9 protein-coding genes and 1 pseudogene are annotated in these 14,150 nt (G+C 57.3%); 1 reads left to right on the top strand and 9 read right to left on the bottom strand.

Features of this window, described 5'->3' with window-relative positions:
* Positions 1 to 477 (top strand): SPASM domain-containing protein (locus Q0510_RS22050; RefSeq protein ID WP_298716512.1); only part of this gene is annotated, 477 nt, incomplete at its 5' end.
* 71 nt (positions 478 to 548) lie between these two features.
* Here the strand turns inward: Q0510_RS22050 and Q0510_RS22045 are convergent.
* The 9 genes and pseudogenes from Q0510_RS22045 to Q0510_RS22005 all read right to left on the bottom strand — a co-directional run.
* Positions 549 to 2,426, bottom strand: a complete 1,878-nt coding sequence (locus tag Q0510_RS22045; RefSeq protein WP_298716509.1) for a M1 family metallopeptidase — start codon at positions 2,424 to 2,426, stop codon at positions 549 to 551.
* Between the two features lie 77 nt (positions 2,427 to 2,503).
* Positions 2,504 to 6,340, bottom strand: a complete 3,837-nt coding sequence (locus Q0510_RS22040; RefSeq protein ID WP_298716506.1) for a DUF4157 domain-containing protein — start codon at positions 6,338 to 6,340, stop codon at positions 2,504 to 2,506.
* A gap of 4 nt (positions 6,341 to 6,344) precedes the next feature.
* Positions 6,345 to 7,019: a chitosanase gene (locus Q0510_RS22035; RefSeq protein WP_298716501.1), complete on the bottom strand. Its 675-nt coding sequence runs from the start codon at positions 7,017 to 7,019 to the stop codon at positions 6,345 to 6,347.
* Positions 7,020 to 7,037: 18 nt separating this feature from the next.
* Positions 7,038 to 7,616 (bottom strand): annotated as a pseudogene (locus tag Q0510_RS22030) (ATP-binding protein); the annotation flags it as partial.
* A 12-nt stretch (positions 7,617 to 7,628) separates the two neighbouring features.
* A complete protein-coding gene (locus Q0510_RS22025) occupies positions 7,629 to 8,402 on the bottom strand; it encodes a hypothetical protein (protein WP_298716498.1) in 774 nt (257 codons plus the stop codon).
* Positions 8,395 to 9,837 carry a DUF4157 domain-containing protein gene (locus tag Q0510_RS22020; RefSeq protein WP_298716495.1) on the bottom strand — a complete coding sequence of 481 codons (1,443 nt, stop codon included), beginning with the start codon at positions 9,835 to 9,837 and terminating at the stop codon, positions 8,395 to 8,397. Before Q0510_RS22020 ends, Q0510_RS22025 begins: the two co-directional genes overlap by 8 nt.
* Before the next feature lie 107 nt (positions 9,838 to 9,944).
* A complete protein-coding gene (locus Q0510_RS22015; RefSeq protein WP_298716491.1) occupies positions 9,945 to 12,269 on the bottom strand; it encodes a VWA domain-containing protein in 2,325 nt (774 codons plus the stop codon).
* Between the two features lie 24 nt (positions 12,270 to 12,293).
* Complete coding sequence (locus Q0510_RS22010; RefSeq protein WP_298716486.1) at positions 12,294 to 13,877, bottom strand: contractile injection system tape measure protein; 1,584 nt, start codon at positions 13,875 to 13,877, stop codon at positions 12,294 to 12,296.
* On the bottom strand, positions 13,870 to 14,150 hold a 281-nt coding region (locus Q0510_RS22005), incomplete at its 5' end, for a hypothetical protein (protein ID WP_298716484.1). The genes Q0510_RS22005 and Q0510_RS22010, both read right to left, overlap by 8 nt.

Below are 14,150 nucleotides of genomic sequence, written 5' to 3'. Positions count from 1 at the left end.
GAGGCTATGCGCAAAAACGCCGCCTGGAAAGTCTTCCATCAAAACGTAAAAAACCTCCACGCCGTCAACGCCCGGCTGGGCAAGCCCGCGCGCCTGTATGGCATCACCTGCATCCCGGCGGATAAGCCGCTGCACAATAAATGGATGCACCCCGAATTCCGCGAGCTGTACGAACTGCTCGACTGGTCCGAATTACGCCGGCTGCACAACTGGGCCGGCGAAATATCGACGGTGGCCGTCCGGGAAAAACGCCACAAGATCGGTTGCAGCATGCTGATGAAGCAGATGGTCCTCCTGCCCAACGGCGACATCACCGTCTGCTGCAGCGACCTCAACAGCAAAGGCGTTGTGGGCAACGTCCGGCAGCAGGACCTCGTTTCCATCCTGCATTCCGAAAACCGGAAACGCTATCTCAGCCTGCTCCTGCGCCGCCGCAAGTCGCAGCTGGACCTCTGCCGCGAATGTGAAACTTTTTGACAAACAGGGGCATAAAAAAAGGCCGCAAGGAGTGATCCCTGCGGCCTTCGTTCGTTTATAACATAGCAGCATTACGGCGCCACGGCTTTGTTGTTGGCCCGCTCAATATCCGCCAGCCGCTGGCTGGGATCGATCTCGAGGGAACGCAATTGCTCGAAAGGAACATCCAGTACCAGGCGGTAGCTGGGCTGCGTCCATTTCCAGCTGTCGTGCACTACGCGCTTTATTTTTTCATCTTCGTTGGGCTTGATGCCGAACATGATGGTTTGCGGGATGTAGTGCATTTCCTTGCGGCCGTCTTTCGTTTCCACCACCAGGTCTACCGGCATGGGGAAGTCGCCTTTGTTCTGGAGCACCACCACGGTTTTGCCGTTGGCGGGATAAATGCTGTCCAGCGCATAATCGATATGGCGGACGCTGTTGATCATATATTGCAGGTACCAGTCGAGCTGAATGCCGCTTTCTTTTTCCATCACGCGGATGAAATCCTTTGCGTTGGGGTGTTTGAAGCGCCAGTCGCGGTAATAGCGGAGCAGCCCGGCGTCGCGGTTGGCAGCGCCGATCACGTAGCCCAGCTGTTCGAGGAACACCGCGCCTTTGGAATAGGAGCTGATGCTGTAGCCGAAGTTGGTGTTGTAATGGTCGGCGTGCGTGGTGAGCGGTTCTTCGAAACCTCTTTTCACGAGCGCGAAGTAATTGTTATAACTGCCCTGCAGGTGCCATTCATTTTTCAGCGAATCCACGGTATTGCCGATGGTATTATCTTCCGCGAAAGTGGTGAAACCTTCGTCCATCCAGGGGTAGAGGCTTTCGTTGGTGGCGAGCATGCCCTGGTACCAGGAGTGCATCCATTCGTGGATGGCAACGCCGTAGAGGCCGTCCATTTTACCGTTGCCCATGATGAGCGTGGCCATGGGATATTCCATGCCTCCGTCGCCGCCCTGGATGAAGGAGTATTGTTCGTAGGGATACTCACCGAAATGTTTTTTGATATACGCGTAGGCCTTGGGGATCATATCCGCCAGTTTGGGCCAGGTTTCGCGGGTGGTTTCGTTTTCGATGTAGAAGAAATGGGCGGTGAAATTGTCCACTTTCCGGCTGATGTGTTTGTAATCCGGATCGGCGGCCCATACGAAATCGTGTACGTTCGGCGCCACGAAGTGCCAGGTGAGGTTTTTGCCTGCCGGGCGTGTTACTTTGGCGCCTTGTTTTTCGTAACCGTAACCGATCTGGTTGGGATTCTGGAGGTAACCGGTGCCCGCCAGCACGTATTTTTTATCGATGGTGATCTTCACGTCGTAATCGCCCCAAACGCCGTAGAATTCGCGGGCGATGTAAGGCGTGGGATGCCATCCTTCGTAATCGTATTCGCACATTTTGGGATACCACTGGGCCATGGAATAATCCACGCCTTCCTTATTCACCCGGCCACTGCGGCGGATCTGCACCGGTACCTGCGATTCAAATTCCATGTCGAAATTCACGGTGCTGTTCGGGAGGATAGGTTTGTCCAGTTCCACGACCAGGATGGTTTCTTCCGTTTTCCAGGTTTGCTGGCGGCCGTTCATTTTCAGGGAAAGGATTTTCTGGTAGCCGGTCTCGTCGGGCGAGAGTTTGGATATGCGGTCGGTTACCCGTGCGTCCCAATCGCGGCGCTCGTTGCCGGAAGCGTCTTTCCCAACCACTTTCTTACCTAAAGCCTGGCTGCGCTGGTCCATCATGCTGCCAGGCTGGAATGCGTTCCAGTACAGGTGATAAAACACGCGGAAAAGGGTGTCGGGGGAATTGTTCGTATACGCCAGCTGTTGTTTCCCGGTAAAACGATGGGTATTAACGTCTACGTCTACTTCCATCTTGTATTTTACGCGCTGTTGCCAACGGTCCGTTTGTGCATTGGCGACGGCGGTGCCCAGCAAAAACAGGAAAACCGGGCCGAATAATCTTTTCATGATGCCTGGATTGGTAAAGGGGCGAAAATAGGGAAAATTCGGGGTTGGGAAGACAGAATTGGGATGTACGGAAGCCCTTACGCATCAAACTCCTTGAAACGCCAGAAGATAAATATGCCCGTAATATCGGTCTGCGTGCCGGCCTTTTCGCCGGAGAAGAAGAAATACACCGGTTTCTCGGCCTTTCCTTCGGTGGTGATGTTGACTTTGATGAAAGATTCGGGCCCTTTCCCCGAGGGGTCCTGCATCCAGTCGGAAATATCATCCAGCACCCAGCAGGCGGACACATCCACCACCACTTTCGTCCGCTCGCCTTCATATAACAAATCCGCTACTTTCACTGCGCCGCCAACCCTGGAGCCGCGGTCGGTTTTCATGAGCAGCAGGCCGCCGTAACTGCGTTGCACGAATAATGCGCCGCCGTTGGGAACGGCGTCCCAGCGCGAAGAGCCTTCCAGTTCTTTGCGGATATCGGCGTCCGACGGGAAGTTTTTGGCCATCGCCTCCTGTACTTCCTTGATTTTGTAGAAGTTCTCGATATCCTTGAGCAGTTTCGCCTTTGCTTTTTCCGATTTCTCCGCGGCTTCCACGGCCTGGGCGTTTTTATACACTTCGTCTTTCTTCAGGCCTTTGGTGTCGTAAACTTTCAGCGTGGTGCCGCCGCCGGCGATACCGTCCGGGTGGATGCCCATAGATTCCTGCAGGTCGTAAACGGCGTTGGCGAAATCTTCTGAAGATGAATCGGTCGCGCCGGGCTGGAACAGTTCCGGCTTCCAGCCGATGGATTTTTCGTACCGGGGATTGTTGCGTTTGGCTTTGTCGTGGTCGATTTTGCGGCTGACGGCTTTGAGGGCTTTCTCGAAATCGATCTGCCCGGATTTTTCTTCTTTGCCGGTTTCGAGGAGGCGTTTCAGTTCTTCGGGCTTTTTGCCGGATTTCTTCAGCGCTTCGACCATGCCTTTGAAATCTTCTTCGGTCATGGGCGTATCGCCTTTCTTGAAGACTTTATTCAGATCCGCGAGGATTTCGTCTTTATATTCCGCTTCCCATTCTTTGCGGGCTTTGGCGATGGCGGGGTCGTTGGGGTTGATTTTATCGAGCCCTGCGCCGATGGCGCCCATGCCGCCACCTGCGCCTTTGGTGATGCGCTGGCATCCGGCGGCTTCCGCGAGATAGGGTTTGAGGGGCGTGCCTTCGAGCAGATCGATCATGAAATTGTGCAGCTTCTCGCCAACGATGGCGTCCATCAGCGCCTGGGCGGCCGGTTTGGCGATATTGTTTTCGAAGTAATCGGTGCGCGCCAGCAGGCTGAGGCCCGCCGAAATACCCAGTTGCGCCACCAGTCCCCAGAGGCAGCCCAGGGCCGGGGGTGTTCCGCAGGAAACGACCTGCACGCCCACCCGCACAGCGATCTCCACTTTGTCGAGTATGTCGCGCCACTGCTGGATGGTTTCCACCGCTTCGGTGAATTTCCTGATCTCTTCGTCATGTTTTTCCACTTCTTTATCCAGCATTTCCTTGAAGCCCATGATCTCACAGCATTGCGGGCGCAAATCCTTCAGCATCTCTTCGCCTTTCTCCTCCAAACCCTTTTCATATTTCGACACCACTACGCCGAGAATGCCGTTCATGCACTTCACGAACCCCTGGAACGCCAGCCCGATCATCTCCTGGAAAATCTTCACCGCCAGCCGGATGATCGATTTGGTGGCTACTTTCTTCCAGCCGTCGAACACGCCGGCACTGGATTTCATGGCTTCTGCCTTCTGGCGGTGCTTGCGGAATTTATCGCGCACCCTTTCGAAGAAGGCTTCCACTTTATCGAATGTTTTGGCGAATTTAAAGCGCAACGCGCCGAAGATCCTGCCGCGTAAGCCGCTCCAGAACCGGATGTCTTTCACCTGCTTTAACTTCTTCTGCTCGGCGGCGGGCGAGCTGACTTTCAGTTCCTTGTCTACTTTCCCGCGTTTGAGGATGCCTTTAGCCTGTTCTTTCAGGAATTTCTTCGGCTTTTCGGTTCCGGCGTGGCCGGTCGCCCATTTCTTGCGTTTATCTTCCCAGACTTTGTGCGCCGCGTCCCAATCCGTTTTGCCTTCGTCTTTTTTCTGAATGCGTTTGGTGCCGAGTACGGGATTCATGTCGGGCTTCTTTTTGCGTAGGTCTTTCAGCAAGGGATCGAGCTGCTTGAGTTGGTTTTCAACATGCTCGGGATATTTCGGCGGCGCGTAGGGATCGTTGATGAGGAAATATACGGCGATGCCGTGCCCCAGGTTATAGATCCACGCGCGCTGTTTGGTGTCTTTTTTTAACACGGCGTCTTTCCCGTGTTTGGCATATTCGGTGTCGAATTTTTTGTAGTTGATGGCATCGGGGATGAGCGGCTCCAGGTCGAGCGGCGTGCCTTTGATGCTGGCGGGCGCCTTGCTTTTAGCTTTCGTTGGAGCGCCGGGCGCCGCGGGCGCATTCGTGTCTTTATGCACCTGCTGTACGAATCCCTGGAAGCCCTGGATGTAGTTGCTTTGCTGGTTGTAGGCGCTGGAAATCATATCCTTCGAGCCTGGAAAATCGAAATAGAACAAGGGTTTGATTTCGCCGATCCAGAAGTTGGGCGGGAAATTGACGGACCAGTCCCAGGTGTCGGTGGATTTCTCATACTTCGGCCCGCGCTTGATGGCGTTGGCGCGTTGCTTCATCTGCCCGAAGCGCTCGCCGGACTGCATAAAGCCTTTGTAGGAGTATTTCACGTTGCCCGAGCCGTCGTCGTCCCCTTTCTTGATCTCCGCCTGCACGGCGGATACGATGTGTTTATCAGCCTTGTATAAATCCGCGAACCCGGCTGAATTGACTTCCACATGTTTCCTGGTAGCGCCCGGCACACCGGCTTCGGTAATGAGGTTTTTGTCTTTATTGCGCATCCCTTCCTGGATGTTTTTATGCGCCCAGTTGCCGATCTTCACTTCTTCCGCCCGTTGGATTTTGGGCTGAATGGGCGCGCTGCCCGTTTGTTGCACCACATGCGTCAGCTCGTGTGCCAGCAGCCGTTTGCCGGGATCGGAGCGGCCGTCGAATTTGTTCTGGTTGAAGTAGATGTCGGACCCATGCGTAAACGCCTGCGCGTTGATGCTGGCCGCCATTTGCGACGCATGCTGGCCCTGGTGGATGCGCACATGCCCGAAGTCCTGCGCAAAGCGCCCCTCCATGCCCGCGCGCACATCGGCCGGCAGGGGCTGCCCGCCGCCTTTGGAGGCATGGAGCGTAGATTCGAACCCCGCGCCCGCGGGCTCCGCTCCGCCGGTCGCGGCTTTGGGACTTACGGTCCCGCCTTCGCTTTCGTCCGGCTGCAATTCCGAATCGAGTGCGTCGGCCTCGGTTTCGTCTTCCGATTCTTCTTTCGACGCGTCTTCTATCTTGCATTCATCACACGAACGCTGCACCACGCCACCCGATACATTTCCACCAAACGGCGACCGCTGCACCAATTCTTCCTGCTCGCAATTTTCACATTTCCGCTGCACCGGCTTCTCCTCCTCCGCTTCGCAATGCGCGCATTTCCGCTGCACGAATTCACCGCCGCCCGCATACGGCGACCGCTGCACCAGGTCTTCCGCTTCACAGGCAGTACAAGCTCTTTGCAAAGGCATCGCCGGCGCCGGCATGTATTCCCGCTGCACAAAATCCCCTGCGCTGGCGGGAGGTTCCGGCGGCGCGGAAGCTTCCGGCGATCGCATAACGACGTCGGCCACCGCGTCGGCCTCCTTTTCATGGGGGTCGTCGGGCGGGCTCACCTCCAGCCTGGCCTGCACGGGCGTGCCCCCGAAGAACGGGCGCTCTTCGTGGCTGCCGGTTTCAGCGGTCTGCGGCTGATGGCTGGCGGGGTGAACATTACCTGTATGCGGCGCGGGTGTTGGATGCATGCGGTTACGGGATGGTCACGCCCTGGGTTTTAACCGGCTGATCGAGCATCCAGTTGCCTTTGCTCATTTCATTGAGGAACGTTTTGGTCCGGTACACCGTGGGCCGCAGGAACTTCTTCGAATGCGTGGCCAGCCAGTGCTGCCGCGTTTGGGTATACGCGGAAATCCAGGCTTTCTCGTCCCCGCCGCGCAAAGGCGTCCGCTCCGCGAAGCGCACGCGCAGGAAGGCCGGCACAATACCGGAATGGATAAAGCTATCGTAAATCACCAGCAGGCTCAGCGGCAAAGCGAACTGCTCCGCCTGGAAGAAGTGCAGCGCCGGTTCGAAATACAGGATCTCAAACGTTTCGTCCTGCGCCTGCCGCATGAGCGGATCCTGCTGCGCGCTCACCTTCAGCAACCGCTTGAATTCGTTGTCGTTCACCAGCGATACCGTCCCGATTTTCGGAAGGTACGGCCTGAAAGCGTCCGCAAACTGGCCGTTCAGGTTGATGTAACGCGAAATGAGGTTGCGGAGGTTTCCCTGCTCGGTGGTCTGGCTGCGGCCGTAAGTGATCTGCCGCGAGCCATTCCTCCCGTCCGGGAAGATGGAAATCGCATCATATTCGCCTTCGGCGGAACCCGTCTCGAACACGTTTACGATGGAAATAATCTTTTGTTTGATAGCTGGAGTAATCATGATGAAATTATTGATGGGTTATTTTCCTTCTTTTTCCAGTTCCCGCTTCACGCCGCGCAGGATATCCGCCTGCGATATCTGGGGACTGCCCCGGTCCAGGGCCGACAGGCAAACGTATTGCACTACATTAAGTATATGCGATCCCGTTAACTCGTACTGTTCCGCCACGGCTTTCAGGTCCACGTCTTTCTGCAGTTTCGCCGCCGCGGGGAATGCTTTCTTCCATAATTGCAGGCGGTCTTCCGCGCGGGGCGGCGGAAAGTAAACGATGGAATTGAACCGGCGGATGAACGCATCATCCATGTTATTCTTGAAATTCGACGCGAGGATCGTCAACCCTGCGTGGCTCTCGATTCGTTGCAACAGGTACGACACCTCCTGGTTCGCGTATTTGTCGTGCGCATCCCGCACACCGGTACGCTTGCCGAACAGTGCATCCGCCTCGTCGAAAAAGAGGATCCAGTTTTTGTTATTGGCTTTGTCGAAGAGGGAAGAAAGGTTTTTCTCCGTTTCGCCGATGTACTTGGACACTACCGACGATAGATCCACCCGGTACACATCGCGCCCCGTGTATTTGCCGAGGAGCGTGGCGGTGAGGGTTTTACCCGTTCACGGCGGACCGTAAAACAGCGCCCTGTAGCCTGGTTTCAGCTTCCTGCCCATGTCCCACTCCTGCATCAGTGCGCCCTGGTGCGTGATCCAGCTTTCCAGCTCGCGGATCTGCGCGCGCACGCCTTCGGGCAGTACCAGGTCGTCCCATTCCAGTTGCGTATCGATGTATTCCGCCGGAAATTGCATGCTCAGCCTGGGCCGCGCGATGCGCCCGGTCATGAATACTTCCGCGTATTCCGCATCCGCCATGAGGCGGCCGCTGAGCGCGGGCTCGCCGGAGCGAACGGCTTCCAGCGACAGAATTTTATTCCTGAACAGGTAACTGCCTTCCCCGAAAAGCGGCAGCAAACGCAGCCGCAGCCCGGCATCGTTTCCGGCGAGGAGGAACATCACAGTTTCCCCGGTCGGCAAAGTACCGCGGTGATTGGTGCCTTTCACGCCGCCGAATTCCGGGAACTCGCCGCCCTGCGGGAGGTACGATTGCACGATATTATCGAAGAAACCCGCCACCACATTGGGCGCGAGGGCACAAAGCAGCAACAGCAGCTCTTCGGTGGTCAGCTCCGCGTGGCGGACGTACCGGGCAAAAGAACTGTCGTCGTGCTCCGAAGGAACGGGCGTTTGGGGCCGGACATACGGGGTTTGCCGGAAGTGCGCTTCGAGGCGCGCGATGGTGAAGGCTTTCAGGTATGCCAGGGAATGTATGAGGAAGGGCTCCTGCACGCCGTTACCTGAAGCACGCGGGGGTTTTATGTTGGATGATTTAAGCATATGCAGTTTCTCCGTCTTCTAAAATGGATGGATAGTCGCTGGGCTCGCGGCGCGGAACCGGGAAATCCCCCAGCTCCACCTGGCAGACTTCCAGCGCGGGGTCGTCGTAAATGACTGTTACGTTGGAAGATGGCAGCCGCAACATAATGGCTACCTGCTCGCGGAACAGGTTGAAATGCCGCAGGCGTGCCGCTTCCGCGGGATTATTCATAATGCCGCCCCCTACATCCCGGAAGCCTCTCCGGCCGCCGGTGGCGTAATTGGTGCCGTTGGTAGTAAAATATTCTTCTGCGTTGCCGATCATATGCCCGAATTCGTGGGTCACGTCCTGCGTGTCCGCCGTTCCCCAGTCGGTCATGCTCGACGTTCCGCCCGATCCGGCGCGGCCGCCCGTAGATCCGCCCGCTCCCTGCGGGTTGATCGAATAATGCGCGTCGGCCGCTCTTCTTTGCCATTGGATATCCACATGAATCGGCATTTTACAGGCCGCCAACCTTCCGCCGCGGGGTTGTATCCGCAGGTACATCCTGCTCCCCCACCGGCTTTCGATGGCCCTGGCCCAGGCCGCCTGTACGGCGGGCGTTGCTGTGGAATGCAGCCGCATGATCAGGTTCGCCCTTCCGCGAAGCGCGTCCAGCACAATATTGAACCGCGACGTCCAGCTGAAAGTGCCGTTCCAGGCCGTGTACGGCGCCGGTGCGCCGGAGATGGTCTCCGACCTGGCTTCCGACACTTCCCGCGACTGCCGCAAACGGTATGGCCAGGCATACCGCTGGATCGCCTTCCGCGCCAGCGGGCCTTTCTGCTGCACCACGTGCGTCAACTCGTGAGCCAGCAGCTGTTTACCGGAATGGGTATGCGGCGCGAACTGGCCGTTGTTGAAGAAAATATCGTTGCCGGTCGTGAAAGCCCTGGCGCTGAGGTGGCTGCTGAGTTGCCCGGCGTCGCTACCGGTATGGACGCGCACATTCCCGAAATCCTGCCCGAAACGCGATTCCATAAAACCACGCGTATCGGGTGGCAAGGAATTTCCCCCACCGCGCATCCCGTTGATGGCGGTTTCGGTTCCCGCGCCTACCACCGGCGCCGGCGCTTCGCCGGAACGATGCGCTTCTTCTTCCGCTTCGCAGGCCGCGCACTTCCGTTGCGCCGAGGGCGCCACCACGGGCGTGATCCTGTCTGCCAGCGGCATGCGCTGCACTTTTTCTTCTTCCTGCCCGCAGGCGGCGCATTTCCGTTGCACCATCATCCCGCCGCTGCCGCCAAACGCGCCTTGCGGTGCGGGCATGCGCATCACCTGGTCGGCCATGGCGTCGGCTTCTTTCTCATGCGCATCTCCCGGCTCGTTGACGGCGAGCTTCGCCTGGAAGAAAGGCATCCCGCGCGGTGCGGCGGTATGAGCGGCCGCCGGGGTTCCGGTTTTTTCCTTTTTCATCCGGATGCATTTTAAAAGTTATCAGAAGCCGCACGTACAAAACGACGCGCGGCTTCATGAGTCCTCCTGTGATAAAAGGGAACCGGCGGAGGCGCCGGCCTTCCCTCCTATTTCTTTCTGCGCAGCAACAGGAACAGGATAATGATCACCAGCAACAGCAGCAGCCAGATCAGCCAGGAAGGCAACCCGAACACCGTTCCCGGTTTCTTGCCCGCATCTTCCAGCTTGCCGTTGTAGATTTCAATACCTGATATTTCCAGCTTCGTGGCTTCGTCGATTTTGCCGCCGAAGGTGATGGTGTAAGAACCGTCCTGGTTGTCGACCACGCTTTGAATCGTAATATTGGGATTGGATACGGAGAAAGCGCTGCCCTGTGCCGGGCCCACATAACTCCCGTACGTCGTAATCGGCCTGAAAGTCATCACCAGCGTACCATTCACCACGGAAGTCACCACGTTCGACGCGGCCATGTCCACCTCGCCGAAAGCCACATACACGGCTTCCGTGAACGTACGCTCCAGTTTGCCCATCACCGACGTATCAGCCGTGATGTAGTACACCAGCTGGTACACGCCGGCAACGTTCAGGCTGTCGACGGTGCCTTCATATTTGCCGTTGGCCGTATGGTTCAATGTGATGATATTGCTCACGCCTTTGAATTGATTGCGGAAAGTAGAATCCTTCAACAGCTCTTCCCATTTTTCCACACCTGGGTTGGTGGAATCCGCCGCGTCCTGCTTCACTTTCAGTTCGTTGAGGGCAAGCACGTGACCCGCATCGGCGCCGGGCTGTATGACCGCTACCTTCACCACCGCGCCGGTCAGCGGGATCTGCATGCGCTTAAGATCCACCGACAATTTCAGCTGCTGCTTCACGCGGGGCTGTTTGGGGCTGAAGCTGCTGGCGATATCCACATAGTGATCGTCTGCCACTACGTTGAGGCCCAGGCGGAGGGATTTGGGCACATTGGCGGCGGCATGCGTGGCCGCAACGCCAATCACCGGCTCGAAGTAAGCCACTTCCCAATCGCCGTGCGATTTCATCGTATCATTCACGCCGAAATCGAATATGATAAGGAAGTTACGGGTGGAATTGCCCACATAGCTCAGGCGCCCGGCGTACGCAACGTTGGCCCCGTTCTTCCGCACCTCGATCAACTGGCGTAGATATGGCAGCTGGGTGGATGAGAAGTTCATATTGCCGGTGAATTCCAGCACGAGCTTCGACACGTCTTTGTTCAGCGCGAATTTCGCCAGTTCGGTGCGCCCCGCGCTGGACACCATTTTTACCGAAGTAGTCACCAGCTGCGGACTGAACTCCGACAGCATGTTGATAAACTGCTGCGTGAAGCCGCTGCCCAGGCTGAGCGCTCCATCGTCGTCGCCGCCGGGTTGTGCGGTATAGTCGAAACCGTTCAGCGTCGTATTGTATTTGCCGCGGTTGTTATTGGCGAGGTTCATGAGGGTGGTGTGGTAATCCGAAGAAGGGCTGCCGATACCGATCGTGGCGATCTTGATGCCTCCGGGCCCTGCCGGGAAAGCCGGCTGTCCCTGCACACCGGAACCATTCAGCAGCACGTCGGGCGGAACGTTCTGGATGCCGTCCGTAAAGAGGAGGATGCCACGGGCACTGCCGGGCGTCGACAACTTGGATACCGCATCGATCATCCCTTTACCCATCGCTGTCATATTACCCGTGCCCACGGACCCGAGTTCGGAAGCCACGATCCCCGGCAACGCCGCGTCTACTGGTTTCAGCACTGCGCAGCAAGCCGATGCGGGCGATGCATCCGTATGGAAATAAGTAATGCCGAGCCGGCTGCCGGGGATGGCATGTTCCTTATACATATTGGCGAAGTTCGAAACTGCGTCCTGGAGGGCTTTCCAGCGGGTAGGCGACGTAGGTTCCACGCCCGTTTTTTCGGTCATGCTGCCGGAGCGGTCGAGCACCAGCACGAGATCGAGCGGGGTGGCGGCTTCGAATATGATCCGGATCTGCGCGGAATTGACGTTGACGTCGGGGTCAGCCACACCATCGTCCTGCACACGGATATTCACTTCAAAGGACCCGGCAACGGCGGGCATCCCTTCGATAGACATAAGGCCGGCAGCGGGAGTGGATTGCCCTTCTTCGGCAGGGAACTTGGCTTTCCAGCCGTCCTTTTTAAATCCGAATTCGCCCGGATCGGGAAGATCTAAAGTCGGCCCGCTCTGGATGGTCCATTTCACCGTGCCCACGGCGCCGCCCACGCCGATGGTGATGGAATTGGGCGGAATGGCCACGCCTACCCGTTGGACAGGTACCGTCACGGTCTGCGAGGTCCCGATATTTACGGTAAACTGGCTGAATACCAGGTTGGGGAAAATCAGCATCAGCAGTAAACCGGTGAGGTTCACCGCCAACTTCCAAACAATGTTAGTGGGAGTCTTCATGATATGTGTGTTTTTTAAAAATTGCTATATCCAGTTGACGGCGATCAGCTGCTCCATCCACGACAGGCGCACCAGCGAGCAGCTCCAGGGCAGCCGGCTGATGAGCACGTCCTGCGCGCGTTTCTCCATTTCGAGCTGCATGCCCTTGCCGGTGGTGCGCAACATGGCGGGGCGCTGCAGGAAGCCTTCGCGGAGGCCGTCGCGGCTGGTGCCTTTGAGGGCAATCCAGTGGCCGAGCACCGCGTCCAGCAGTTCGTTGCAGGATGCGAGCAGGTCTTCGGCAGGCGGCGCGATGGCTTCCAGGGGTTCTTCCGGCGCGAGGCCCGCGAGCACTTTCTGAAACACCAGCCGGTATTCGGGCAGGTTTTCGTCGCCATCGGACAGGTACCCCAGCAATCGCACGGCGGTTTGCTGCCCGAGGGGCGCCCACTCACCGTTCTTCCGCAATCCCGCCGAAGTAAATAATTCGGACAGGAAAGGATGCAGGAGCACCAAGCCCGCCGATTCTACATACAACCCATCTTCTTCCGCCGTCAAATGTTTTTTATCGGTTCGCTGGATGCGATCTTTCTTTTTATTGATTTCATTCACTACATCCTGGCCGGTAGGGGAAGAAGTAGCTTCTTCCGGATGCGCCAACGTTTCCTGTCTTGACGCGAGATAGGCGGCCCATGTTTCGTCTCCGGATTTTTGCGCTTCGCCAAGCAATAAAGCCACCAGGTGAACGGGCGTGTCGTTAACCGGGAAGATCGCTTCCCTGTGCGCCCGTGCTCCTGCTGAAAGGCTGTGCAGGCGTAAAATCCAGTATCGCTGGCGAAATGCGGGAAAGAAGGAAGGGAACGCCTGCGCGGGGGATTGCAACATCTCCCATTCGCGCCGCAACGCATCTTCATTCCATCCTTTTGCAACGGCCATCCGGATCAGTGTGTCATCTTCCATCGACAATACACACCGGATCCTTGCGGCAATGCGCATGACTGCCGTAATATCGTCCGATGTAATATGCAGCAACTGCGCTTCCTCCAGGATGCGGCGTATATCCGCATCAGACAAACCAGATTGAAAATCTTTCCCGAAACAATCTTCACCATGATGTTCAAACCACCAGGGCAAGCGCCCCTCCGCAAGGAAAAACAGGAACGCGGCCAGGCGGGCTTCCTTCGCATTCATCAATGCCGACGGGATTTCCCGGCTTTTCTTCTTCTCCCCGTTTGCGGGCTTATTATCTTCCTGCCGGGCTGTGGCATTTGTTGTTATATGGGACGAAGCCCGATCGGGTTGATTATCGCCGGTAGGGATGATGCTCCCCCGCGCCGAAGCCTCCTGCCGCTTCGCCCGCAACTCCGGCACCAGCCGCTCACGCAGCCGCCCGCCCGCTTCTTTCGAAAAACTTTCCTTGCCTGCAAATACACCGAGGTCGATTTCCAGCCGGTCGATAACGAGGTGTTCGCCCCGCCGGTCTGCCTCCTGGAAACACGCTTCCAGTACGGGTAGCAGCAGATCGCGGTGGAAATCCGCCGTTGAGCGGTCCCACTCCCAGGCCGGATGCCCGGTTTGGGCCGTCAGCTCGAACAGCTGCCGGTGGATCATATGACGGAGCTTACTCATTTTCCGCTGCGGCGATGATATCGTTTAAAGTAAGTACAAGCGCATTTCTTGAGCCCTGCAACTGCGCGGCGTCGGTTTCGTCTTGCAGCCAGTCGCTTTGCCAGCTGTGCCATAATCCCTCGAAGCGCGTCAGCCCGGGGGAACCCGCGGGCGCGGCGGGTAATTCCCTGTCCACCCAGAAAATCCTCGGCAGGATGTGCGCCGGGCAAGCCGTGCGCGCCTGTTTCTCGGCGAAACGGCGGAACTCGGGGTCCCTGTATTTGGCGGGCATCA

This window comes from uncultured Chitinophaga sp. (assembly GCF_937874145.1).
GTDB lineage: Bacteria > Bacteroidota > Bacteroidia > Chitinophagales > Chitinophagaceae > Chitinophaga.
The sequence above is the reverse complement of the archived record's forward strand: the minus strand, read 5'-3'. Positions and strand labels throughout refer to the sequence as shown.